Annotated in this window: 16 protein-coding genes, 1 tRNA gene and 1 pseudogene; 5 read left to right on the top strand and 13 right to left on the bottom strand. The window is 65.2% G+C overall.

Translation table 11 applies throughout. The features are described from left to right. The first annotated feature begins 38 nt into the window (after positions 1–38). The 3 genes from ABKF58_RS15025 (at position 39) to betA (ending at position 4,939) form a co-directional block, all read left to right on the top strand. Entirely contained in the window at positions 39–1,547 is a 1,509-nt protein-coding gene (locus ABKF58_RS15025) for an aldehyde dehydrogenase family protein (RefSeq protein ID WP_482581646.1), read from the top strand. Between the two features lie 163 nt (positions 1,548–1,710). Next, positions 1,711–3,216, top strand: a complete 1,506-nt coding sequence (locus ABKF58_RS15020; protein ID WP_482581644.1) for a purine-cytosine permease family protein — start codon at positions 1,711–1,713, stop codon at positions 3,214–3,216. A gap of 37 nt (positions 3,217–3,253) precedes the next feature. Then, positions 3,254–4,939: a choline dehydrogenase gene (gene betA / locus ABKF58_RS15015; protein WP_482581642.1), complete on the top strand. Its 1,686-nt coding sequence runs from the start codon at positions 3,254–3,256 to the stop codon at positions 4,937–4,939. A 303-nt stretch (positions 4,940–5,242) separates the two neighbouring features. On the opposite strand, the gene ABKF58_RS15010 is transcribed toward betA, so the two are convergent. The 8 genes and pseudogenes from ABKF58_RS15010 to fdnG all read right to left on the bottom strand — a co-directional run bounded on the left by ABKF58_RS15010 (position 5,243) and on the right by fdnG (position 14,334). Beyond that, a tRNA-Sec gene (locus ABKF58_RS15010) sits at positions 5,243–5,334 on the bottom strand. 94 nt (positions 5,335–5,428) lie between these two features. Continuing rightward, the gene (gene selB / locus ABKF58_RS15005) at positions 5,429–7,324 is read right to left on the bottom strand and encodes a selenocysteine-specific translation elongation factor (protein ID WP_482581640.1); all 1,896 of its coding nucleotides are present in this window, start codon (positions 7,322–7,324) and stop codon (positions 5,429–5,431) included. Next, entirely contained in the window at positions 7,321–8,655 is a 1,335-nt protein-coding gene (selA, locus tag ABKF58_RS15000) for an L-seryl-tRNA(Sec) selenium transferase (protein WP_482581638.1), read from the bottom strand. Before selA ends, selB begins: the two co-directional genes overlap by 4 nt. 13 nt (positions 8,656–8,668) lie before the next feature. After that, positions 8,669–8,746: pseudogene (locus ABKF58_RS14995) on the bottom strand (hypothetical protein); the annotation flags it as partial. 94 nt (positions 8,747–8,840) lie between these two features. Beyond that, entirely contained in the window at positions 8,841–9,764 is a 924-nt protein-coding gene (gene fdhE, locus ABKF58_RS14990; RefSeq protein WP_482581636.1) for a formate dehydrogenase accessory protein FdhE, read from the bottom strand. Beyond that, positions 9,761–10,399, bottom strand: coding sequence for a formate dehydrogenase subunit gamma (locus tag ABKF58_RS14985; protein ID WP_482581635.1), 639 nt, complete (start codon positions 10,397–10,399; stop codon positions 9,761–9,763). The genes fdhE and ABKF58_RS14985 overlap by 4 nt, the downstream gene beginning before the upstream one ends. Beyond that, positions 10,396–11,271, bottom strand: a complete 876-nt coding sequence (gene fdxH / locus ABKF58_RS14980) for a formate dehydrogenase subunit beta (RefSeq protein WP_482581634.1) — start codon at positions 11,269–11,271, stop codon at positions 10,396–10,398. Before fdxH ends, ABKF58_RS14985 begins: the two co-directional genes overlap by 4 nt. A gap of 9 nt (positions 11,272–11,280) precedes the next feature. Next, positions 11,281–14,334, bottom strand: a complete 3,054-nt coding sequence (gene fdnG / locus ABKF58_RS14975) for a formate dehydrogenase-N subunit alpha (RefSeq protein WP_482581632.1) — start codon at positions 14,332–14,334, stop codon at positions 11,281–11,283. 360 nt (positions 14,335–14,694) lie between these two features. Here fdnG and ABKF58_RS14970 point away from each other — a divergent pair, with 360 nt between their 5' ends. Continuing rightward, entirely contained in the window at positions 14,695–15,189 is a 495-nt protein-coding gene (locus ABKF58_RS14970) for an NUDIX hydrolase (protein ID WP_482581631.1), read from the top strand. 11 nt (positions 15,190–15,200) lie between these two features. Here ABKF58_RS14970 and ABKF58_RS14965 read toward each other — a convergent pair whose 3' ends face one another. The 4 genes from ABKF58_RS14965 to ABKF58_RS14950 all read right to left on the bottom strand — a co-directional run bounded on the left by ABKF58_RS14965 (position 15,201) and on the right by ABKF58_RS14950 (position 19,889). Next, positions 15,201–16,754 carry a DHA2 family efflux MFS transporter permease subunit gene (locus ABKF58_RS14965; protein ID WP_482581629.1) on the bottom strand — a complete coding sequence of 518 codons (1,554 nt, stop codon included), beginning with the start codon at positions 16,752–16,754 and terminating at the stop codon, positions 15,201–15,203. Positions 16,755–17,001: 247 nt separating this feature from the next. Beyond that, positions 17,002–17,496 (bottom strand): MarR family transcriptional regulator, encoded by a 495-nt coding sequence (locus ABKF58_RS14960; protein ID WP_008952624.1) that lies wholly within the window; start codon positions 17,494–17,496, stop codon positions 17,002–17,004. 309 nt (positions 17,497–17,805) lie between these two features. Beyond that, a complete protein-coding gene (locus ABKF58_RS14955; protein WP_482581627.1) occupies positions 17,806–18,576 on the bottom strand; it encodes an ABC transporter substrate-binding protein in 771 nt (256 codons plus the stop codon). A gap of 104 nt (positions 18,577–18,680) precedes the next feature. Continuing rightward, positions 18,681–19,889 carry a M20 aminoacylase family protein gene (locus ABKF58_RS14950; protein WP_482581625.1) on the bottom strand — a complete coding sequence of 403 codons (1,209 nt, stop codon included), beginning with the start codon at positions 19,887–19,889 and terminating at the stop codon, positions 18,681–18,683. 163 nt (positions 19,890–20,052) lie between these two features. Here ABKF58_RS14950 and ABKF58_RS14945 point away from each other — a divergent pair, with 163 nt between their 5' ends. Further along, complete coding sequence (locus tag ABKF58_RS14945; protein WP_482581623.1) at positions 20,053–20,949, top strand: LysR family transcriptional regulator; 897 nt, start codon at positions 20,053–20,055, stop codon at positions 20,947–20,949. A gap of 211 nt (positions 20,950–21,160) precedes the next feature. Here ABKF58_RS14945 and ABKF58_RS14940 read toward each other — a convergent pair whose 3' ends face one another. Further along, positions 21,161–24,598, bottom strand: coding sequence for a pyruvate carboxylase (locus ABKF58_RS14940; protein ID WP_482581622.1), 3,438 nt, complete (start codon positions 24,596–24,598; stop codon positions 21,161–21,163). Positions 24,599–24,678 lie beyond the last annotated feature (80 nt).

The raw sequence follows: 24,678 nt of genomic DNA, 5'->3' as shown, positions 1-24,678 counted from the left end.
ACACCACGATGCGGGCGGAGAAACACAGGAGAAACCTCATGGATAGCAGTGTTGCGCAGTACCTGGAACGATACGGCGTGTCGGAGGCGACGCGTCGCTTCCTCGCCAAACCGCAGAAGATGTTCATCGCCGGGCAGTGGGTGGACAGCAGCGACGGCCAGACCTTCGCCGTGACCGAGCCCTCGACCGAAGGCCTGATCACGCGCGTGCCGTCCGGCACCAGCGCCGACCTCGACCGCGCGGTGGCGGCGGCACGCCGCCAGTTCGACGGTGGCGAATGGCGCCGACTCAAGCCGCTCGAACGCGAACGGCTGCTGCATCGCCTGGCCGACCTGATCGAGACCAATGCCACCGAACTTGCCGAGCTGGAAGCGATCGATATGGGCAAGTCGGTGTCGCAGGCGCGCGACGTCGACATCCAGGGCACCATCGACACCTTCCGCTACTTCGCCGGCTGGGCCTCCAAGCTGCATGGCCGCACCGTCGAACCGTCCTTGCCCGGCAACTACCTGGCCTACACCCGCAAGGAGCCGATCGGGGTGGTCGGCGCCATCGTGCCGTGGAACTTCCCGCTGCAAACCATGGCGTGGAAGCTCGCCGCGGCGCTCGCCGTCGGCTGCACCACCGTGGTCAAGCCGGCCGAGCTGACCTCGCTCTCCACCCTGCGTTTCGCCGAGCTGGTGCAGGAAGCCGGCATTCCGGACGGCGTGGTGAATATCGTGACCGGACGCGGCAGCGTGGTCGGCGCGGCGATGGCGACGCACCCCGGCATCAACAAGCTGACCTTCACCGGCTCCACCCCGGTGGGTCGCAACGTTGGCCGAAGCGCGGTCGATCAGCTCAAGCGCGTCACGCTCGAGCTGGGCGGCAAGTCGCCGGTGCTGGTGCTGGACGACGCCGACCTCGCGGCCGCGGCGCGCGCCGTGGCCAACGGCGTGTTCTTCAACTCCGGCCGGGTGTGCGATGCCGGCACCCGCGCCTACGTGCACTCGAGCGTCTACGAGCGCTTCCTGGAAGAACTGGTCGCCTACACCCGCACCCTGAAAATCGCCCCCGGCCTCGACCCGGACTGTTTCATCAGCCCGCTGGTATCGGCGCAGCAGAAGGATACGGTGATGTCCTACATCGCGGCCGGGCAGCGCGAAGGCGCCCGGCTGGTGCACGGCGGCAAGGCCCTGGAAGGGCCGGGTTATTTCGTCGAGCCGACCATCTTCGCGCACTGTCGCAGTGATATGAGCATCGTGCGCGAGGAAATCTTCGGCCCAGTGCTGGTCACCACGCCGTTCGACGACATCGAGGATGCCCTGGCGCAGGCGAACGACTCGCCGTTCGGGCTGGCGGCCGCGATCTACTCCAACGACCTGGGGCGCGTGCACAGCCTGATCCCGCGCCTGGCCGCCGGTTCGGTGTACGTCAACGCGCACAGCACCATCGACCCGGCGATGCCGTTCGGCGGCTTCAAGGAGTCCGGCTTCGGCAAGGACCTCGGCCCGGAACAGCTGGATTACCTGATGGAGACCAAAGCCGTCTGGATCACGCTGCCCTGAGCACGATTTGATTTCAACAAGAGCGGCGCAATGACGCCGCCGGGAGAAGTGGATTTTCAGCGCTGATGCTGGCCGGGTTTATCCGGTCAGCCAGACCATCGCCGACGGCTTGCCTCGTTGCAATCCGTAGCGGCGAGGATCATAAGAGAGATGAGGAGATACCATGAAATCAGATGCGCAAAAGACGCCCGCGTCTCAAGGGCAAAACGGGCTGGAAATCGAAGGGCATTCGATTGACTTCATTCCGGACCACGAACGCACCGACAAACTGTCCACCCAGGGGCCGTTCTGGTTTGTCGGCAACTTCACCTTCTTCACCATGACCATCGGCTTTGTCGGGCCGAGCGTCGGCCTGAGCTCGCTGTGGACCACCATCGCCGGCACGCTGGGCATCATGTTCGGCACCCTGTTCATGGCCTTCCACGGCTCGCAGGGTCCGCACCTGGGCCTGCCGCAGATGATCCAGTCGCGCGCCCAGTTCGGTTACCGCGGGGTGGTGCTGGTGCTCTTGGCCACGCTGTTCGTGTTCGCGGGCTTCAACATCGTCAACCTAGTGCTGATGATGCAGGGCCTGAAGACGCTGTTCGCGTGGGGGCCGATGCAAGTCGCGCTGGCGGTGACGGTGCCGGCCACCATCCTCGCCATCCTCGGCCACGACTGGATGCACAAGACCTTCAAATGGTCGTTGTTCCTATCGCTGCCGCTGTACGGCATCGTCACGCTCGCGGTGCTGATGGGCTGGATCCACGATGCGCCACCGCTGGCCAACGCGCCCGTCGCGGCACCGCTGGGCTTCACCTGGATCGGCTTCATCGCCCAGTTTGCCGCCGGCGCCAGCTACAACATCGCCTATGCCCCGTACGTGTCGGATTATTCGCGCTACCTGCCGAAGAACACGCCCAGCGGCAAGCTGATCGCGGCGGTGTTCCTGGGGGCGTCGCTGTCCGGTGCCTGGATGATTGCCGTGGGCGGCTGGCTGGGAGAACACCTGCACGCCACCGATATCCTGGTCGCGCTCAACAGCGTCGGCGCCAGCGTGGCCCCGCAGTTGGGCACTGTGGTCGTGGCCATCACCATTCTGGCCTTCCTGCCGGTGATCGCGATGAACATCTACAGCGCCAAGCTGACGGCCATCACCGGGGTGGATTCCTTCAAGAAGGTCAACCCGACACCCACGGTGCGCATCTGGGCCATCCTGGGTGTGGTGTTCCTGCAGGTGGGCGTGGCCCTGGGCATCTATACCTCCGGCTCCGGCCTGTCGGTGCTGAACATCTACCTGGTGGTGATGCTGTACTTCCTGGTGCCGTGGACGGCGGTCAACCTGACCGACTACTTCTTCGTGCGCAAGGGCCGCTATGCCATCCCGCACTTTTTCCTGCCGCACGACAACATCTACGGCCACTGGGGCAGCCGCGGCCTGATCGCCTACCTGATCGGCTTCGTCGCCATGGTCCCGTTCTTCACCATCTTCAACGGCACGGAAGAGGTGTACGTCGGCCCGCTCGCCAAGATGATCGGCAGCGTCGACATGGCCTGGCTGGTCGGCCTGATCGTCTCCGGCGTGTCGTACTACCTCTTGTGCCTGACGCTCGATCTGGAGAAAGAAGAAAAAGTCATTCGCCACATCGAAAAGACCTCGCCCCATTTCACCGCAGGCAAAGGCTGGTAAGCCGTTCGGCGCATGCGAACTTACTGTGAGAAGCATCATGGCAAACGAATTTGACTACATCATCATCGGCGCCGGCTCGGCCGGCTGCGTGCTGGCCAGCCGCCTGACCGAAGACGCCAACGTCTCCGTACTGGTGCTCGAATACGGCGGCAGCGACAAGAGCGTCATCATCCAGATGCCGAGCGCGTTCTCCCTGCCGATGAACACCAAGAAGTACAACTGGCACTACGAAACCGCTGCCGAACCCCACCTCGACGGCCGCCGCCTGCATTGCCCGCGCGGCAAGGTTCTGGGCGGCTCCTCGTCGATCAACGGCCTGGTCTACATTCGCGGCCATGCCTACGACTTCGACCAATGGGAAGAGTTGGGGGCCAAGGGCTGGGGCTACCGCAATTGCCTGCCTTACTTCAAGCGCGCGGAGAGCTTCAAGTTCGGCGGCGACGACTACCGCGGCGACAGCGGCCCCTTGGCCACCAACAACGGCAACAACATGCAGAACCCGCTGTACGGCGCCTGGGTGGAGGCCGGCGCCCAGGCCGGCTACATCAAGACCGAGGACTGCAACGGCTACATGCAGGAAGGCTTCGGCGCGATGCACATGACGGTGAAGAACGGCGTGCGCTGGTCCACCGCCAACGCCTACCTGCGCCCGTCGATGCAGCGCCCGAACCTGACCGTCATCACCCACGCCATGACGCGGCAGATCATCCTGGAAGGCAAGCGTGCCGTCGGCGTCACCTATGACCAGAACGGCGTCACCCACACCGTGCGCTGCCGCCGCGAGGTGCTGGTATCGTCCGGGCCGATCGGCTCGCCGCATCTGCTGCAGCGTTCCGGCATCGGTCCGGCCAAGGTGCTGAAGAGGGCGGGTATCGAGGTCAAGCACGATCTGCCGGGGGTAGGGGAAAACCTGCAGGACCACTCGGAAATCTACATCCAGTTCGCCTGCAAAGAGCCGGTCACACTCAACGGCAAGATGGGGCTGTTCGGCAAGGCGCTGATCGGCCTACGCTGGCTGCTGTTCAAGGACGGCCTGGGCGCCAGCAACCACTTCGAGGCGGGCGGCTTCATCCGCTCCGAAGCCGGTCTGCGCTGGCCCGACATCCAGTTCCACTTCCTGCCGGCGGCGATGCGCTACGACGGCGACAAGCCGTTCAAGGGGCACGGCTTCATGGTGCTGACCGGGCCCAACAAGCCCAAGAGCCGCGGCCACGTGCACGTGGTGTCGCCCGACCCCTACGTGCATCCGGAAATCCGCTTCAACTACCTGGAGAGCGAAGAGGACCGGGAAGGCTTCCGCCGCTGCGTGCGCCTGACGCGCGAGATCATCGGCCAGCCGGCCATGGACCGCTACCGCGGGGTCGAACTGGCGCCGGGGCCGGAGGTGCAGACCGACGACGAGATCGACGCCTTCGTGCGTGCCAACATGGAAAGCACCATGCACCCGTGCGGCTCCTGCCGCATGGGCGAGGACGACATGGCGGTGGTCGATTCCGAGCTGCGCGTACGCGGCATCGAAGGCCTGCGCGTGATCGACTCCTCGGTGTTCCCGACCGAGCCCAACGGCAACCTCAACGCGCCGACCATCATGTTGGCCGAACGCGCCGCCGACCTGGTGCGTGGCCGCCAGCCCCTGCCGCCGGCCGAGGTACCGGTGGGCCTCGCCGAGGGCTGGGAATCCCGCCAGCGCACCAAGGCCCCGATGCGCAAGGTCGCGGTTTGACCTGAGCTCCCCGCAGCGGCCCGGCACGGTTTTCCTTGTCGGGCCGCTGTCCTTTCAGGGCTGGCGAGCACAGCCACCTGGCACGCCATGGCCCAAGCGGCACCAGCGTTGCGTTTATCGATCCGGAGCGGTGGAGGCCACTTGGCAGCCGTTTACCGCGCCGGGAGCAAGCAGCCCACGCGGCACCACGAATGCACAGGGGGCGAGCGAGTCGGACTGACGGCCGGCGAGCAGGGGAGGTGGGGTATCGGGAAGGGGGGCACCCAGGCGGTCAGCCGGTGCTGTCGGCGGCAGGGCGCTGGGCGGAAGAGTAAGGGAGTCGAACCCTCCCGGGACCGCTGGCGGCCCCATCTGAATTTGAAGTCCAGCCGCCCCACCGGGAGCGAGACTCTTCCAATACCGTGACAAACAGGTACAGCAGCAATGCACTGCTACCGGACGTCATTATAAGCACCCGCAATCGGCCGATAAAGCACCATATAGCCAGGCTCATTCCTCGAACAGGGTCGCGTCGCGCAGCCAATGGCGGTTGCCTAGCCGTCGGGTGAAGCCGCTACGGTCGAAAAACTCGAGAATCTGGATGGCGAGCTTGCGCCCCAGCCCCAGCGCGTCGCGCAGGCTGGATGCCTCGACGAAGCCGTGCTCCCCGGCCAGCCGCCGTACCGTGGCCGCGATCTGGCGCAGGCGATCCTGCACGTAATAGCGGTCGCTGACGACCGCGACCGCCAGCCCCTGGCGCGCGGCTTTCTTCAGCAAGGCACGCACCACGCTCTCATCTTCGTCCAGCTCCCGAGCCACGTCACGCACCCAGCCACCCTCGTCCCGCTGCAGCAACGCGGCCGCGCGCGACCACAGTGCCTCCTCCTCGGCGTCGAAGCTGACGCAGTGCTCCGGCAGGTGCAGCCAGCCGCGCGTGCTGAGAACGCGGCCGCTGTCGATCAACTCGCCAATCGCCAAGTCGGCGGCAGCGGCCGGCTCTTTCGGCAGCGCGATGCGGCGCAGGGCGCTGCGCGCCACGCCGATCTCGTCAGGGTGGCTGGCGTGGCGTTCGGCCAACGTGGCCAGCAGGGTGGCCTGCATGCCGTCCCAGCGCTGGGGGGTATAGAGCCAACTCTCGTTGCCGCCGACCCGCTTCAGGGGATTCGCCTCGAGCAGTTCGTCCACTTGGCCATCTTCCAGCTGGCGCGCCCAGGCGAAGGCCGGCAGAGAGACCGGCTGCCAACGGCTGACGGCGCCGAGCACCACCCGGTCGTCATCAGCAACACGGGCCAGCTCGGCGAGATAAGCGAGCCGTGCCGCCATGCGTTTGGCACGCGCCGGCGGAGTGATCTCCAGCACGCGCGCCGAGGCGAGGGTGGTCTGCGCCGAGGCATCGCGCACGATCAGCCGGTCGTTGTCGGCCAGGTACAAGGCGCCATCGAACACCAGTTCGGCCAGGCCGTATTGGCCGGCATCCAGCCGTTGCGGCTCGAGCAGCGCCAGGCGACCGGTGATGTGGCTGGCGGCATGGTGCAGGTGCACCGCCTGCCAGTGAGCGAGGGGGCGCGTCAGCGCCAGATCGGCCTGCAGTTGCACCGTGACGCGCGAACTCGGTTCGGGCGGTGCGTGCGCCAGCAGCCAGTCGCCGCGCGCAACGTCATCAAGGGCGAGGTCGCCGCTCAGGTTGAGCGCCAGGCGCTGATGCGCCTCGCCATATTCGGCCGCCTGGTTCTGGGCGTGGATTCCGCGTACGCGCACGGGCTTGCCGACCCCGGTCAGCCAGAGCGTGTCGCCCACCCGAACCTGACCGGCCAACGCCGTGCCGGTCACCACCAGACCCGCCCCCCGCACCGAGAAACGGCGGTCGATAGCGAGACGGAAGCGCCCGGCGCGCGCCCCGGAGCGGGGTGCGGCCAGTTGCCCCAAGTGGCTGGCGAGCGCGTCCAGCCCGGCCCCGCTCTTGCTGGAAACCGCCAGCACCGGGCTGCCGGCAAAACGGGTCGGCGCCAGCAGGGCGGCGATGTCGCCGGCCAAGGCCTCGATGCGCTCCGGCGCCACCAGGTCGCACTTGGTCAGGACAATACTGACCGCCGGGATGTCCAGCAGATGCAGGATGGCCAGATGCTCGACGGTTTGCGGCATGATACCGTCGTCGGCGGCGATCACCAGCAGCGCGTGATCGATGCCGCCCACGCCGGCCAGCATGTTGGAGAGGAAGTGTTCGTGACCGGGAACGTCGATGAAACCGAGCCTCCGCCCGTCCGGCAACGCCAGGTAGGCGTAGCCGAGGTCGATGGTCATGCCGCGCCGCTTTTCTTCCGGCAGCCGGTCGGCGTTGGTGCTGGTCAGGCGGGCGATCAGCGAGGTCTTGCCGTGGTCGACGTGGCCGGCGGTGCCGATGATCATGGGCGCGTCTCCGCCCCGGCAAACGGCAGCTGGCCGAGGTTGGCCAACAGACCGGCTTCATCCTCCAGGCAACGCAGATCGAGCCACAGCCGGCCATCCTGCACCCGGCCGATCACCGGCCGCGGCAGTGCGCGCAGGGCACGGCACAGACTGTCGAGGGTGCTGCCGCGGCCATCGTGCGGGCTCAGCGTGATCGCCCAGCTCGGCAACCGGTCCACCGGCAGCGAACCGCTGCCGATCTGAGACAGGCAGGGCTCACTGCTCACCACGAAGGCCTCGTCGAAAAGCGGGCGCAGCGCGGGACAGAGCCGTTCGGCCTGCTGCTGCATCGCCTGCTGCGGCCGCGTCAGCAGGCGCAGCGTCGGCAGCACCTGGTTGAGGTTGTCCGGCTCGAGGTAGAGCCGCAAGGTGGCCTCGAGCGCGGCCAGCGTCATCTTGTCACAGCGCAACGCCCGCTTGAGCGGGTGCTCCTGGATACGGGCGACCCACGCCGCATCGCCGATGATCAGTCCGGCCTGCGGACCGCCGAGCAGCTTGTCACCGGAAAAACTGACCAGATTCACGCCGGCGGCGATCATCTGCTGCGGCATCGGCTCGGCCGGCAAGCCCAACCGCGCCATGTCGGCCAGCGCGCCGCTGCCAAGATCGGTGGCCAGGGGCACGCCGCGCTCGGCAGCGAGCCGGGCCAGCTCCGCCTCGCTCACGCTGTGGGTAAAGCCCTCGATGGCGTAGTTGCTGGTATGGACCTTCATCAAGAGCGCGGTATCGGGGCCGATGGCCTCGGCGTAGTCGCGCAGGTGGGTGCGGTTGGTGGCGCCGACTTCCACCAGGCGGCATCCCGCCTGGCGCATTACGTCCGGCATGCGAAACGCGCCGCCGATTTCCACCAGCTCGCCCCGCGACACGATCACCTCGCGCCCGGCCGCCATGGTGCTCAGCATGATCAGCACCGCGGCCGCGTTGTTGTTGACGACACAGGCCGCCTCGGCGCCGGTCAGCTCGCGCAAGAGTTCGCTGACGACCTGGTCGCGATGCCCGCGGCCGGCCCCGTCCAGATCGTATTCGAGCGCCACCGGCGCGCGCATCGCCTGCATGACCGCCGCCACGGCGGCCTCGGCCAGCTGCGCACGCCCCAGGTTGGTGTGCAACACGGTGCCGGTGAGGTTGAAGACCGGGCGCATCTGCATTTGCTGCCGTTCGGCCAACTCTTGGCGCACTACGTTGAGCAGCGGGGTCTCTGCGCTGGCCCAGTCGGGCAGGCGGCCATGCTCGCGGATGTGGCGGCGCGCCGAGGTCGAGCCGCTGGCGCAGTGCGCGCAGCACGGCTTCACGGCCGTGGCGCTGCAGCGCGTCGGCCAGATCGGGACGCAGGAGCAGTTTGTCGATGGAGGGGAGTCGGCTGTACAGGGTCTGGCTGTCCATGATGTTCGTCGCAGCGTTTCCGGCCAGGGAGAGGGATAGTTGATGATGACATAAAAAGGGCGGCCGGGGACAAGCCCGCCGCCCCTCGAGACGCTCACTGCACGAACAGGAAGGGGTTCTGCCCGGAACTGGCAAAACCCTGCTCTTCGACGTGCCAGTCCAGCGCCAGGCTGGCCAGGTCATCGGCCACCGGCTCGACGGCAACATCCTTGTCCTGGTACAGCACCTTCAGGTAGCTGTGGCAGTCGCCGCAGCTTTCCGCCTTCACCGCCGCCTCGACGCTGTCGAGCGACCAGTAGCCGAGATCACGGCTGGACGAGCAGCAGCTGCACTGCGCCCGGACCACGTGCCATTCGCTCTCGCACAGGCTGCAATGCAGATAGCGGTGGCCGGGTTCGGCGCCAAGACGGACGACGCTCGCCACCGGCGGCGCGGCGCAGACCGGACACACGCTGCGGTCGGCGCCGGGGTCGGCCTGCAGCCGGCCATCGATCGCCGCGGCAAGCTGGCTCCAGTTGAGCGACAGTGCCGCCCACAGGAAGGGCGCAACGGCCACACCGCCCGCCGCGCTGTCGCCTGACAGCAGCGCGCTCGCCCAGCCCTCGCGCTCGCTGCGACTGGCCTGGGCGAGCCGGTTCACGGCCGCCTGCAAGGCCTCCGCCAAGGGCTTGCTGGCGATGGTGGCCAGCAGCGCGTCGAGGTCGTCCTGCCACGGCAGGCGGCCCCGCCACCCGGTCGGGGCCAGTGGCGGCATGCCGTGCTCGGCGCAGTGCTGCACCAGCCCGGCCAGTTCCTCGGGCGGCGTCAGCGGCCGCTCGGCCAGCCGCCGCGCCTGGGCCGCCACCAGATCGGCCACGAAGCCCAGGTAGTCGGCCATCGGGTGGTTGGCCGACAACGCCCGCAGCCTGGCCGCCCTGGCCGCGTACAGCGTGGCCGGGTGGGGCTGCAGCCAGCTTGGTGCCGGGTTGGGCTCGACACCGGCTTCCAGCCTGTCGATCGGTACGATACGAATATTCACCTAGGCTCCTTTGCGCCCGATTGGCCGGTCATTTCGCGGAACCAGCGCGGATGATGTTTCTTCGCCCAGCCGTAGGTCACCACCCCCTCGACCATGGCCCGGATCGTGCCCTTCACCCAGATCGCCGCGTAGATGTGGACGATGATGCCGGCGATAAGCAGCACCGCGGCCACCGCATGCGTCAACAGCGCCACCCGGATCAGCGGGATGGAGAACGACGGCGAGAAGTACGGCCGCCAGATCACGATGCCCGACGCCAGCAGGGCCAGCAGGCACACGCACATCAGCCAGAACAGGCCTTTTTGCCCGCCGTTGTACTTGCCAATGTCGCCCACCTCGTGACCCCGTAGCACGCTGCCCACCGATTTCATCCATTTGATGTCCTCGGCGTTGATCAGGTTATGGTGCCAGTAACGGAAAAACTGCCTCAAAAACCCCACAAACATCAGCACCCCGACGAACGGGTGGATGATGCGCGCCAGTTGCGGCGTGCCGAAGATGCCGGTGAGCCAGAAGAAGGCGGGGTAGAACAAGGCCAGTCCCGACAACGCCAGCAGCACGAAGCACAGCGCCACAAGCCAGTGGTTGATCCGCTCCGCGGCGTTGTAGCGCACGATCAGCTTTTCGCGACTCATGCTTGATCCTCCCCATCGTCGTCATCCGGCCGGTTCGGCCCGACCCCGATGTAGTGCAGGAACCCGAACAGGCCGGCGGCGGCGAAACCGATTGTGGCCAGCGGCTTGAGCAGGCCTTTCCACAGCTTGACCACGGGGCTGATGGTGGGGTTCTTGCGCAGACCGGAGTAGAGGCCGGGCCTGTCGGCATGGTGCAGCACGTACATCACGTGCGTACCGCCCACGCCGGGCGGGTCGTACAGGCCGGCGTTCGGGAAGCCGCGCGTCTTCAGGTCTTCGACGCGCTCGCCCGCGAAGGCGGTCATGTCTTCCTTGCTGCCGAAGCGGATCGCGCCGGTCGGGCACGTTTTCACGCAGGCGGGCTCCTGGCCCACCATGACGCGGTCGGAGCACAAGGTGCACTTGTAGACCTTGTTGTCTTTCTGGCTGAGGCGCGGCACGTCGAACGGGCAGCCGGAGATGCAATAGCCGCAGCCGATGCAGTGCTCCGACTGGAAGTCGACGATGCCGTTGGCGTACTGGATGATCGCACCCGGAGACGGGCACGCCTTCAGGCAGCCCGGATCGGCGCAGTGCATGCAGCCGTCCTTGCGGATCAGCCATTCGAGCTTGCCGTTTTCCTCCACCTCGTTGTAGCGCATCACGGTCCAGGTCTGCGCCGACAGATCGGCCGGGTTGTCGTAGACGCCGACGTTGCTGCCGATCTCGTCGCGCAGGTCGTTCCATTCCGCGCACGCCACCTGACAGGCCTTGCAGCCGATGCAGGTGGTGACGTCGATCAGCTTGGCGACCTCGATCTTGTGCTCCCTGGCCACCGGGGGCTGGGTAGGGGAAGCCGACCGGCGCAGGATATCTTGCGATTGCAGTGCCATGTCTGCTCCTTAAAGCTTTTCCACGTTGACGAGGAAGGACTTGAACTCCGGCGTCTGGGTATTGGCGTCCCCGACGAACGGCGTGAGGGTATTGGCGATGAAGCCTTTCTTCGCCACGCCCTCGTAGCCCCAGTGGATCGGGATTCCCACGTGGTGCACCGTCTTGCCGTCCACCGTGAGCGGCTTGATGCGCTTGGTCACCACCGCCTTGGCCTTGATGTAGCCGCGCTTGGACGACACTTTGACCATGTCGCCGTGGTTGATGCCTTTCTCCTTGGCCAGCGCCTCACCGATTTCCACGAACTGTTCCGGCTGCAAGATGGCATTGAGCCGCACGTTCTTGGTCCAGTAGTGGAAGTGTTCGGTCAGCCGGTAGGTGGTGGCGGCGTAGGGGAAGGCATCGGCCTTGCCCATATCGGCCAGATCGCCCTTGAACACGCGCGCCGCCGGATTCGACACTACCTTCGGGTGCAGCGGGTTGGTGCCGATCGGGCTCTCGAACGGTTCGTAGTGCTCGGGGAACGGCCCTTCCGCCATCTTGTCGAGCGCAAACAGCCGCCCCAGACCTTCGGCCTGCATGATGAACGGCGCCATGGCACTGCCCGGCGGCTCGTCGAGCTTATAGTCCGGCACGTCGATGCCGACCCATTTCTCGCCGTTCCACTTGATGAGCTGCCGCGCGGGGTCCCACGGCGTGCCGTCCGGCCGGGCCGAGGCGCGGTTGTACAGGATGCGGCGGTTGGCCGGCCACGCCCAGGCCCAGGCTGGGGTATTACCAAAGCCGGTATCGGTGTTGTCGCGCCGCGCCATCTGGTTGCCGGCCTGGGTCCAGCTGCCGGTGAAAATCCAGCAGCCGCTCGAGGTGGAGCCGTCCGCCTGCAGCAGGGCGAAGCCGGGCAGCAGCTCGCCCTTCCTGGCCAGGAACTTGCCCGGTTCCTTCGGGTCGGGGAGGTCGGCCAGTGCCTTGCCGTTCATTTCCTTGGCCAGCTCTTCCGGCTTGGGTACCATCGGATTGGCGTAGGCCCACGCCAGCTTCATGATCGGCTCGGGGTAGGCACCGCCTTCCTTCGCGTACAGGGCTTTGAGCTTGGCGAAGATGCCGGCCAGAATCTCGACGTCGGCGATCGCCTCGCCGGGCGCATCGGCCCCTTTCCAGTGCCATTGCAGCCAGCGCCCGGAGTTGATGATGGCGCCGTCCTCTTCGGCGAAACAGGTGGTGGGCAGGCGGAACACTTCGGTCTGAATCTGTTCCGTCTTCACGTCGTTCTGCTCGCCGTGGTTCTTCCAGAAGGTGGAGGTGTCGGTCACCAGAGGGTCGATGATCACCAGGAACTTGAGCCGCGACAGCGAGGCCACGATCTTGTTCTTGTTGGGGAACGAGGCCACCGGGTTGAAGCCCTGGCAGATGTAGCCGTTGACCTTGCCCTGGTTCATCATCTCGAAGTACTGCAGCACGTCGTAACCCTTGTCCCACTTGGGCAGCCAGTCGTAGCCCCAGTTGTTGCCGCTGCTGGCGTTGTCGCCCCAGAACGACTTCATCAAGCTAACGAAGAACTTGGGGTAGTTCTGCCAGTAGTTCATCTGCCCGTCGGCCAGCGGCTTGCTGGTGTACTTAGCCAGATGCCCCGCCAGGTCCGTCTCTTTTTCCGAAGGCAGCGTCAGGTAGCCGGGGAGGCTGGTTGAGAGTAGGCCGATATCGGTCAGGCCCTGGATATTGGAGTGACCACGCAGTGCATTGACGCCGCCACCGGCCATGCCCATGTTGCCGAGCAGCAGCTGCACCATCGCCATGGTGCGGATGTTCTGCGAGCCGATCGAATGCTGGGTCCAGCCCAGGGCGTAGAGGAACGACGTGGTGCGATCCGGCGCGGCGGTGCCGGCCAGGTGCTCGCACACCATCAGGAAGGTTTCCTTGGGCGTGCCGCAGATGCGCTCGACCATCTCCGGCGTGTAGCGCGCCACGTGCGCCTTCAGCAGGTTCAGCACGCAGCGCGGGTCCTGCAGCGTGGCGTCGCGCCGGGCGAAGCCCTTCTCGTCGAGCTGATAGCTCCAGGTCGCCTTGTCGTACTTGCGCGTGGCCTCGTCGTAGCCGCTGAACAATCCCTCAGAGAACTGGAAGTCCGGGTTCACCAGCAGCGCGGCATTGGTGTAGGCGAGGGTGTACTCCTTGTTGTACTTGCCGGTTTCCAGCAGGTAGCGGATCACGCCGGAGAGGAAGGTGATGTCCGTTCCGGTGCGGATCGGCGCGTAGTGGTCGGCCACCGATGCCGTGCGGGTGAAGCGCGGATCGATGACGATCAGCTTCGCCTTGTTGCGGGTCTTGGCTTCGATCACCCAGCGGAAGCCGACCGGGTGGGCCTCGGCGGAATTGCCGCCCATCACTACGATGATATTGGCGTTCTTGATGTCGACCCAGTGATTGGTCATGGCACCGCGACCGAATGTTGGGGCAAGACTTGCCACCGTCGGTCCGTGTCAGACACGCGCCTGGTTGTCGACTGCCAGCATCCCCAGGCTGCGCACGAATTTCTGCGAGAGCCAGCCGGTTTCGTTACTCGAGGCCGAGGCACACAGCATGCCGGTGGTCAGCCAGCGGTTGACCGTGACGCCGTCGGCATTCTTCTCGACGAAGTGGGCATCGCGGTCCTGCTTCATATGGCGCGCGATGCGCTCGAACGCTTCTTCCCACGAAATCCGTTTCCATTCCTTGGCGCCAGGCTCGCGCACTTCCGGGTGCTTGAGGCGGTTTTCGCTATGCACGAAGTCGACCAGGCCCGCCCCCTTCGGGCAGAGCGCGCCGCGGTTGACCGGGTGGTCCGGGTCGCCTTCGATATGGAAGATGGTGGATTTGGCGTTCTTGGCGCCGTCGCCTAGGCTGTACATCAGGATGCCGCAGCCAACCGAGCAGTACGGACAGGTATTGCGGGTTTCCGTGGCACGTAGCAGCTTGTAACTTCGGACATCCGCCAGCGCGTTCTGCGGCAACATGCCGAGCATCGCGAGGGTCGAGGTGGCCAATCCTCCCGCGCTCAGCTTGAAGAATTGCCTTCTGGTGACTTGCATCAAAGTCTCCCTTAGTGCGTGTACGACAAGGTGGAATGGATGGCTGCCGTTGTCTTGGTCATGCGATGCAACCTAGCGGCCGACGAATCGTCTTTGCCATCGGGTCATACCAAAATGAAGCGTGAGACCAAGCGGATTCGGTCTGTCATTTGACTCTTTTTAGTACAAAATGGCCGATCTTGCCCTTGTCAATCCAGGCTTCGGCCAACCTTTCATCGACATGACCACGTAGAGCCTCCGCAGGCCCCATCGTTCACTACCGTGTGCTGCTTATGCTCTTTGTAGTATGCAGAGACCATAAAGCCAGCCCCGCATGGCGCCAGTGAGGGGGAAGCGCCGTCGCCACGGAGAGCGAGACCCATGCCCAAGACCAGCGCCGGCATCCTGCCTTACCGCCAACGCGACCAGCACTACGAGGTGCTGCTGGTGCACCCCGGCGGCCCGTTCTGGGCCCACAAGGACCTCGGCAGTTGGTCCATCGCCAAGGGAGAGTACGAGAAAGGGGAAGACCCGCTGCAGGCGGCGCTGCGCGAGTGCGCCGAGGAAACCGGCTATCGGCCGACTGGCGCGCTGCTGCCGTTGACGCCACGCCGGCAGCCCAGCGGCAAGGTGATCGACGTCTGGGCCACGGAGGGCGATTGGGATGAGACAACGCTGGTGTCCAACACTTGCCGGCTGGAATGGCCGAGAGGGTCGGGCCGCTGGCTGGAGGTGCCGGAGGTCGACCGCGCGGCATGGTTCGGCTTCGACGAGGCGCTACAACGCATTTTGCCGGGGCAGTGCGGTTTCATCGAGGAACTGTTCGCCCTGCTGGCCGGGCAGGCGTCGGCTCGGCAGGGCAGCGATCCGGTCTGATCAAGTGGCGGTTATTCCAGCACCTGGGCGTCGATCTCGGCAGGGGGCGCATTACCGTTCTTGCGCATCAACAGCAGGAAGGGCAGGGCCAGCAAGGTGGCCACCATCATGATGTGGAAGTCGGTGAGATAGGCCAGGAAGCTGGCCTGGCGGGTCACTTCGTTGTTGAGCGCGGCAAGACCGGCCGGGCTGGCCGGGTCGAGCAGGGCAGGCAGACCGGCGCGGATCGCCGGGCTGGCGCTGGTGACGAGTTCGGCCAACCTGGCATGGTAGATGGCGCTATTGCGCGTGAGCAGGGTCTGCATCAGCGAAATGCCGATACTGCTACCGATATTGCGGAACAGGCTGAAGATCGACGTGCCGTCCGAGCGATAGCGGCGCTCCAGGGTGGAGAACGTCACCGTGGTCAACGGCACCGACACGAAACCCACCCCCATGCCCTGGATGAAGCCGGGCCAGACGATCCCGCCTTCGCTCATGTCGAGGGTGTAGCCCGACATCTGCCACAACGACAGGGCGGTCAGGCTGAAGCCCAGCGCGATCAGCGCGCGCGGATCGACCTTGCTGGTCAGCCGGCCGGCCAACAGCATCGCCAGCATGGTGCCGATGCCGCTCGGTCCGGTCACAAGGCCGGTGGTGACCACCGGATAGCCCATCAAGGTCTGCAGCAAGGGCGGCAGCAAGGCGCGGGTAGCGTACAACAGCAGCCCAACCAGGAAGTAAAACCCCAGCCCGGTCACGAAGTTGCGGTCTTTCAGCAGGTTGACGTTGAAGAACGACGCCCCCTGCGCGGTCGCCGTGAGCACCACGAAAAAGGTCAGGCTGACCAAGGCGCCCACCGCTTCCAGCACGATTTCGGTGGAGCTGAACCAGTCGAGCTGTTCGCCGCGGTCGAGCAGCATCTGGAACAGGCCGATGGCCAGGCTCAGCGTCAGGAAGCCGTAAAAATCGAAGCCGAGCTGGCGGTCGGTCTCGGTTTCGCGGATATAGGCCTTGATGCCGTAGAACGAGAGCATTCCGACCGGCAGGTTGATGAAAAACACCCAGCGCCACGTCAGGTTGTCGGTCAGCCAGCCCCCGAGCGTCGGCCCCAGGATCGGCCCGATCATCACCCCCATGCCCCACACCGCCATCGCCTGGGCATGTTTTTCCGGTGGGTTGGAATCCAGCATCACCGCCTGCGACAGCGGCACCAGCGCCGCGCCGAACAAGCCTTGCAGCAGACGCGCCAGAACGATCTGCACCAGAGATTCAGACAGCCCGCACAACATCGACGCGACCGTGAAACCCACCACCGCGACCAGAAACACTCGCTTGCGGCCAAAGCGCCCGGTCAGCCAGCCGGTCAGCGGGGTGGCGATGGCGGCGGCGACGATATACGAGGTCAGCACCCAGGAGATCTGGTCCTGCGAGGCCGACAGGTTGCCCGCCATATGCGGCAGGGCCACGTTGGCGATGGTGCTGTCGAGCGTCTGCATGATGGTCGCCAGCATGATGGCGAGGGTGATGAAACCACGATGCGCCCCGGGATCGGACGCGGCGGAGTGGGGGCTGGCCTGAGACATGGGTGATTCCGGACTAACGGGCGGTCGGGGACGGATCGCCTTGAATAACTTTAGTGATAATAACCTACGTCATTATAAGACCAAAACAGGGCCGGGAATAGTGCCGAGACGAACGAAGGCCCCCGTGCGAGGGCCCCACACCAGGCACCCGAATCCATGTGAAGCATGGCTCCAAGCCCATCGCTCCACCCGTCCATACGGCATGCCGCGCACACTGACGCCGGAGCATTCAGCCCCGTCGGATAGCTCAGCTTTTCAGCAGCACCAGCATCTTGCGCAGCAACGCGTCCAGCTGGTTTTGTTCTTCCGGAGAAAACGACGACCACAGCTGCCGGTACTGTTCGCGCCGTTGCGGCTGCAGCTGTTCGACGAAGGCGACGCCGGCAGCGGTCAGCTGCAAGTAGGTCTGGCGCCGGTCGGCCTCGCTCGCCACGCGCTCGACCCAGCCCTTGTCGACCAGTTCGTCGGCAATGCGCGTGCAATGGGTGCGCGAGGTGTTGATGAACACGCTCAGCTCCGACGGCAGCAAGCGGTGCTGCGGGCTGCTGTAGAGCACCACCAGCGAGGTCCAGGTGGTGTAGTTGAGCCCGTACTCCTTGAGCCGGGCGTCGAAGAAGTCGCTCAATTCACCACTGACATGCAAGAACAGCCGGGTCAGGATCGCCTCGCGCAGGGGCGCGCCCGGAATCTGGCTGGCAATGGCGGTAATGGCCGACTCGTACGGTTTGAAGCTATCGCTCATGACGCTGGAAAGAGTAGGTAAGTCAAACCGGGGATGATACCCGCGCCCGGCGCCGCACGCAGCCTTGGCTCGGGTGTGACGAGTGAAAATAAGGTCTGACATACCAAGAGAGCGCAGCAAGCGCCAGGGCGGTGCCGCTACGTGCCGGATGCGGGGCGGGCACAGCCTCTCCAGCGCCCGGCTGGCGAAGTGCGGTGAGCGCAGAGATGGAACGGCAAGCGGCCACTTGTCGTCCCCTTAGAGCCTGCTCAAGGTATTTTTCGACTCTTCTGACCGGGCCAAAGACCTTGAACAGGCTTTTGCAGCAGCTCAGTTGTTGTAGACGTCGAATGTGAAGTACTTCCGCTGGATCTTCTGGTACGTGCCATCCTGGCGAATATCGGTGATCGCCTGGTTGATCCGCTGGCGCAGTTCCTGATCTTCCTTGCGCAAGCCGATCGCCGCCCCCACGCCCAGCGTTTTGGCATCGTGCAGCACCGGGCCGACAAAGGCGTAATCGCGCCCCCGCGGTGTTTTGAGCAAGCTCATGTCGGCTTGCACCGAATCCTGCAAGGCGGCATCGAGTCGGCCCGAAAGCAGGTCCTGATACACCAGATCCTGGTTCTGATACGGCACCACCGTCACCCCGTTCGGCTCCCAGTATTGCTTGGCGTAGGCTTCTTGCGTGGAGCCTTGCTCCACGCCGATGCGCTTGCCCTTGAGCGATTCGACACTGGTCAGGGCGGCATTCTTCCTGGCGACCAGCCGCGACGGCGTGTGGTAGACCTTGTCGGAGAAGGCGATCTGCTGCTGGCGCTTCTCGGTCACGCTCATCGACGACAGGATGGCGTCGAACTTCTTGGCCTTCAGGGCAGGAATAATGCCATCCCAGGCATTTTCCACCCACTCGCAGCGCACCCTCAGCTTGTCGCAAATGGCATTGCCGATATCGATGTCGAAACCGACCAGCTTGCCATCGGGAGCTTTGGATTCGAATGGGGCATACGACGGGTCCAGGCCAAAACGGATCACGGTCAATTCCTTGGCGTTGACGCTGCCAAGCGCCAGGCCAAGCGTCACGGCCAATACAAGCTTGTTCATGATTGTCTCCTGAGTGTACTGCTTGTTATCGAGGTGCGAAGTGGCCAGCCTGCCTTGTGGAGTGGCAGTCAAGTGCTGGCCAGGGGAAAGCAAGCACAGGGTGCTCAACAAGGAATCGGGGAGGGGAGCGCCAGGAAACGCTCCACCAGGCGCGCCCAATACGCGGCGCCAATCGGCAGGTTCCTGTCGTTGAAGTCATAGCCGGGGTTATGCACCATGCAGCCATCCTCGCCTTCGCCGTTGCCGATACGCAGGAAACAGCCAGGGCGGGCCTGCAGCATGTACGCAAAATCTTCGCTTCCCATCAGCTGCGCGGTGTGGGGAACAACGTTATCGGCACCCACCAGCTCCTGGGCCACCTGGATGGCAAACTCGGTTTCTCGGTCGGAGTTGATCACCACCGGGTAACCCATCAGGTATTCGATTTCCGCCGTGGCACCATAGCTGGCCGCCTGTTGCTGGACGAGAGTCGTGATGCGTTCCTTGAGCAGGGCGCGCACCTCCGGACAGAACGAGCGCACGCTCAGTTCGAGCCGCGCCTGATCCGGTATCACGTTGTTGGCGGAACCGGCCTGCAACACGCCAACCGTCACCACCGCCGGCTGCGCCGGCTCGACATTGCGCGACACCACCGTCTGCAAACCCATCACAATGCTGGACGCCACTACCACCGGGTCCACCGTCAGATGCGGCCGCGCGGCATGCCCACCCTTGCCATGGATCGTGATAAAGATATTGTCGCCCGCCGCCAGGAACGGCCCCTTGCGGAACAGGAACGTTCCGGCCGGCGCGCCCGGATGGTTGTGCACGCCAAATACCGCATCGCAGGGAAAGCGTTCGAAAAGGCCGTCCTTGATCATGCACTGCGCGCCGCTATCGATGCCCCGCTCTTCGGCCGGCTGGAAATAGAGGTGGACGGTGCCGGAGAAATGTCGTGTTTCCGCCAGGTATTTTGCGGCCCCCAGCAACATGCTGGTATGACCATCATGGCCGCAGGCATGCATTTTCCCATGGCGCTGGCTGGCGTAAGGCAAGCCGGTTTGCTCGAGGATGGGCAGCGCATCCATGTCGGCGCGGATGCCGATGCGGCGTTGGCCGTCACCCACCGTCAACGAACCCACCACTCCCGTCCGGCCGACGCCCGTCGTCACCTCATAGCCCCATTGCTGCAGCTTGTGCGCGACGAGCGCCGCCGTTTCCAACTCTTCATAGGCCAATTCGGGGTGCTGGTGCAGATGGTGGCGAATCGCACGCAGTTCCTCCGCCATTCCGGCGAAATCACCGACTTCACAGTAGCGCTTGGCAATATCCATGGTGTTGCACTTTCCAGAGAGGCTGTCCCCCGGGAGGGGAAGCAGGTGGGTCAAGATGCCGCCAACCGTGGCAGCGGGTTGACGCCACATTACGGTTTGCTTTGCGCTCTGAAAAGATGTAATTTTTTTTAAAGTGATCAGATTTTCTTATCATAGGAAGCGCATGAAACTGCAACAGCTAGAGGTGTTTATCGCCGTCGCCGAGGAAAAAAGCCTGCGCGCCGCGGCACGGCGCCTGGATCTGACTCAACCCGCGGTCACCCGGACCGTGCAGGAACTGGAAAGCGACCTGGGAGTGGTGTTGATGACGCGGAGTGTGCAGGGTATTGAGCTCACGCCCTTTGGCGCCGCCCTGAGGATACGCGCCCAGCAATTGCTAGAAGATGCGCGCCGCGCACGCGAAGAGATGGACCAGCTCAAGGGAGATATGCGCGGCAAGGTCACCGTCAGTGCCACATCGACGATTGCGCTGACGCTATTGCCCCAGGCCATTGATCGTTTTCAGCAAGCGGCGCCGGAAGCCGAACTCACCTTTCTGGAGGTGAAGTTTCCACAAGCGACCCAGCACTTGCGGGATGGATCGATCGATTTTCTCGTGTCGCACGTGCTGCCCGACATGCTTGATGACGACCTGACCTGTATTCCGCTGTTTACGGTCGATTTCGTCGTGATGGCGCGGGAGCAGCACCCGCTCAGGAACGCCCGTCGCCTGGCCGAACTGGCGGAGGCGCAATGGTCCACCACGGTGACCTCAGGCGGAACTCAGCACAGCGTGATGGAGGCCCTGTTCCAACAAGAGGGGCTACCGCTACCGCGCCGCCTGATCCAGTGCTCGTCCTTTGCCATTGCACTCGGCCTCGTCTCTGGCACCGATACGCTGGTGTTGTTTTCACGCTTGCTGGCGCAACGCATCGCAGACCTTGGTCTACGGCAAATCCCACTAGAGCAGCCGCTGCCCGCCCTGGAGATGAGCATCGTGATGCGTAAGGACATCCTGCTCACGCCGGCCGCCCAGCATTTCGTCACCTGCCTGCGCGCCGCGGCAGAAGCGCTTGGCTAAGCCTTTTGAGCAGCAAGAACAGCTCGATGCATACTCCTTGCCACGCCGCTGCATGCAGCGAACAGCCGACGTGGATCACACGACGACCGATCACAAAATTGGCCAATGACTAGCCTAGGTGAAAAGCAGGCTATTTCCGTGCCTCCCGAGAAAAAAACCCCGCCTCTCCGAAGAGAAGCGGGGTAAAGGGGCACACACTCCCACTTGGTCACTACGCAAACACAGCTAACAAATCCTTGTTGTCGATCCGCTTGCCCGAACTCACCAGCACCTCGCGGATCACCCCGTCGCGCTCGGCCTTCACCGCCACTTCCATCTTCATCGCTTCGAGCGTGAGCAGCGTGTCGCCCTTGGCCACCGCCTGACCCGGCTTGACCGCCACCGTGCTCACCATGCCCGGCATCGGCGCGCCGACGTGGTGCGGATTGTCCGGGTCGGCCTGCGGGTGGCTGTGCGCCGCCTGCACGCCTTCCTGCGCCACCTTGATCAGGCGCGGCTGGCCGTTGAGCTCGAAGAACAGCTTGCTGTGGCCGTCGCCGGTGTCGGCGCGGCCCAAGAGCTGGATCACCAGCGTCTTGCCACGTTCCAGTTCGATGCTGACTTCCTCGCCCTCCCGCAGACCGTAGAAGAACGCGGTGCTGGGCACGGCGGAGACGTCGCCGTAGCGCGCCTGATGCTCGGCGAAGTCGCGGAACACCTTGGGGTACATCAGGTGCGAGGCCAGTTCCGGCTGGCTTAGCGCGCGGCCCACCTGCTGCTCGACCCGGGCCTGCTCGGCGGCGAGGTCCACCGGCGCCATGGTCTCGCCGGGACGGCCAGCCAGCGGCGACTGCCCCTTGAGCACCTTGCGCTGCAACGCCTCGGGGAAGCCGTGCGCCGGGGTGCCGAGCTCGCCCTTGAACAGGGACACCACCGACTCGGGGAAGTCGATCTCGCGCGCCGGGTCGAGCACGTCTTGCGGGGCGAGGCCGTTCGATACCATGAACAGTGCCATGTCGCCGACCACCTTGGAGGTCGGCGTCACCTTGACGATGTCGCCGAAGAGTCGATTCACTTGCGCATAGGCCTCCGCCACCTCCGGCCAGCGTGCCTCGATACCGAGCGAGCGCGCTTGCTCGCGCAGGTTGGTGACCTGGCCGCCGGGCATTTCGTGACGGTACACCGCCGAGGTGCCGGCGCGCATGTCGGCCTCGAACGGGGCGTAGAACTGGCGCACACCTTCCCAGTAGGTGGAGAGCTGCTGCAGCTGGGCCCGGTCCAGCCCCGGGTCGCGCTCGCTGCCTGCCAAGGCCGCGACGATGGAGCCGAGGTTGGGCTGCGAGGTGAGGCCGCTCATGGCGTCCATCGCTGCGTCCACGGCATCGACGCCGGCTTCCACCGCGGCCAGCACGCTGGCGGCGGCGATGCCCGAGGTGTCGTGGGTGTGGAAGTGGAGCGGCAGGCCGGTTTCTTCCTTCAAGGCTTTCACCAGCGCGGTGACGGCGCGCGGCGTGCAGATGCCTGCCATGTCCTTGATCGCCAGGATGTGGGCGCCGGCTTTTTCCAGTTCCTTGGCCATCGCCACGTAGTACTTGAGGTCGTAGCGCCGGCTCGCGTCGTAGATATCCCCGGTGTAGCAGATCGCCGCCTCGCACAGCATCCCGGTGTCGCGCACCGCGTCGATCGCCACGCGCATGTTGTCCACGGCGTTGAGCGAGTCGAACACGCGGAACAGGTCAATGCCGCCCTCGGCCGCCTGGGCGATGAAGTGGCGCACCACGTTGTCCGGGTAGTTGGTGTAGCCGACCGCGTTCGAGGCGCGCAGCAGCATCTGGAACAGCACGTTCGGGATGGCGGACCTCAGCTCGGCCAGACGCTGCCACGGGTCTTCCTTGAGGAAGCGCATCGACACGTCGAAGGTGGCGCCGCCCCAGCATTCCAGCGAGAACAAGCCGGAGGCGAGGCGCGCGTAGTGCGGCGCCACCGCCAGCATGTCGGTGGTCCTCATGCGCGTGGCGAACAGCGACTGGTGCGCGTCACGCATCGTGGTGTCGGTGATCAGCACCTGCTTCTGCTCGCGCATCCACTGCGCAAAGCGCTCGGCGCCGAGGTCGTTCAGCCGGTCCCGTGTGCCCTTCGGTGGCGCCTCGCCCAGGTGGCAGTCCGGCAAGCGTGCCGGCCCCGGCATCGGGTTCGGCGCGGCGCGCCCCTTCATCTCCGCGTTACCGTTGACGGTGACGTCGCCGAGGAACTCCAGCAGCTTGGTGGCACGGTCGCGGCGCGGGGTGAACTGGAACAGCTCGGGGGTGCTGTCGATGAAGCGCGTGGTGCACTTCCCCGAGGTGAACAGCGGGTGGGCGATGACGTTCTCGAGGAACGCCAGGTTGCTCGACACCCCACGGATGCGGAACTCGCGCAGGGCGCGGTCCATGCGCGCGTTGGCCTCGCTGGGGGTATGGCCCCAGGCGGTGACCTTGACCAGCAGCGAATCGTAATAGGGTGTGATCACCGCGCCGGTGTAGGCGGTGCCGCCGTCCAGACGCACGCCGAAGCCGGCGGCGCTGCGGTAGGCGGTGATGCGGCCGTAGTCCGGGGTGAAATTGTTCTCCGGGTCCTCGGTGGTAACGCGGCACTGCAGCGCGTGGCCGAGCAGGCGGATATCCGGCTGCGCCGGCACGAAGCTGTCCTCCTCGCCGATGCGGGCGCCTTCGGTAATGCGGATCTGCGCCTTGACGATGTCGACGCCGGTAATCGCCTCGGTGACGGTGTGCTCGACCTGGATGCGCGGGTTGACCTCGATGAAGTAGAACGCCCCGGTGTCGGCGTCCATCAGGAACTCGACCGTGCCGGCGTGGGTGTAGCCGACCGCGCGCGCCAGCTTCAAGGCCGCCGCGCACAAGTCGGCGCGTTGGGATTCGTTCAGATACGGCGCCGGTGCCCGTTCAACGACTTTTTGATTACGTCGCTGCACCGAGCAGTCGCGCTCGAACAGGTGCACGAGGTTGCCGTGCGTATCGCCGAGGATCTGCACCTCGACGTGGTGGGCTCGCCGCACCAGCTTCTCGAGGTACACCTCGTCGTTGCCGAACGCCGACTTGGCCTCGCGCCGCGCCACCTCCATCGCCCCGGCCAGCTCGCCCTCATTCTCCACCACGCGCATGCCGCGCCCGCCGCCACCCCAGCTCGCCTTGAGCATCAGCGGGTAGCCGACCGCCGCGGCCATGCGCTGGGCTTCGGCCAACTCGTACGGCAACGTCCCGGTCGCCGGTACCACCGGCACCCCGGCTTGCTCAGCCAGTGCCCGCGCCGACACCTTGTTGCCGAGCTGGCGCATCACCTCGGGCTGCGGCCCGATGAAAGCAATGCCGGCCGCGGCGCAGGCCTCGGCGAACTCGGGGTTCTCGGACAAAAAACCGTAGCCGGGGTGGATGGCATCGACGCCGGCTTCCTTGGCGATGCGGATGATGTCGGGGATGTCGAGGTAGGCGGCGATGGGCTTCTGGCCGGCGCCGACGCGGTAGGCCTCGTCGGCCTTGAAGCGGTGCAGGGCGAGCTTGTCCTCGTCGGCGTAGATGGCGACGGTGCGGATGTTCATCTCGCTGGCGGCGCGCATGACGCGGATGGCGATCTCGCTGCGGTTGGCGATCAGGAGGCTACGGATGGGCTTCATGGTTCACACGGGTCCAAACAAGGCAGTCAATTGAAAGGGCCGGACAGCAAGGTATTGCGCACGCGCCGGCAGTTAAGGAA

This window comes from Pseudogulbenkiania sp. AW2-16, assembly GCF_056824575.1.
Note: the sequence above shows the minus strand (reverse complement) of the source record. Positions and strands in the feature narration are given on the sequence as shown.

Bases quoted from the DNA above. Each gene is read 5' to 3' on its own strand.
- ABKF58_RS15025 (WP_482581646.1), top strand. From the start codon at position 39: ATGGATAGCAGTGTTGCGCAGTACCTGGAACGATACGGCGTGTCGGAG.
- ABKF58_RS15020 (WP_482581644.1), top strand. From the start codon at position 1,711: ATGAAATCAGATGCGCAAAAGACGCCCGCGTCTCAAGGGCAAAACGGG.
- betA (WP_482581642.1), top strand. From the start codon at position 3,254: ATGGCAAACGAATTTGACTACATCATCATCGGCGCCGGCTCGGCCGGC.
- selB (WP_482581640.1), bottom strand. From the start codon at position 7,324: ATGATCATCGGCACCGCCGGCCACGTCGACCACGGCAAGACCTCGCTG.
- ABKF58_RS14985 (WP_482581635.1), bottom strand. From the start codon at position 10,399: ATGAGTCGCGAAAAGCTGATCGTGCGCTACAACGCCGCGGAGCGGATC.
- fdxH (WP_482581634.1), bottom strand. From the start codon at position 11,271: ATGGCACTGCAATCGCAAGATATCCTGCGCCGGTCGGCTTCCCCTACC.
- ABKF58_RS14970 (WP_482581631.1), top strand. From the start codon at position 14,695: ATGCCCAAGACCAGCGCCGGCATCCTGCCTTACCGCCAACGCGACCAG.
- ABKF58_RS14965 (WP_482581629.1), bottom strand. From the start codon at position 16,754: ATGTCTCAGGCCAGCCCCCACTCCGCCGCGTCCGATCCCGGGGCGCAT.
- ABKF58_RS14960 (WP_008952624.1), bottom strand. From the start codon at position 17,496: ATGAGCGATAGCTTCAAACCGTACGAGTCGGCCATTACCGCCATTGCC.
- ABKF58_RS14955 (WP_482581627.1), bottom strand. From the start codon at position 18,576: ATGAACAAGCTTGTATTGGCCGTGACGCTTGGCCTGGCGCTTGGCAGC.
- ABKF58_RS14950 (WP_482581625.1), bottom strand. From the start codon at position 19,889: ATGGATATTGCCAAGCGCTACTGTGAAGTCGGTGATTTCGCCGGAATG.
- ABKF58_RS14945 (WP_482581623.1), top strand. From the start codon at position 20,053: ATGAAACTGCAACAGCTAGAGGTGTTTATCGCCGTCGCCGAGGAAAAA.
- ABKF58_RS14940 (WP_482581622.1), bottom strand. From the start codon at position 24,598: ATGAAGCCCATCCGTAGCCTCCTGATCGCCAACCGCAGCGAGATCGCC.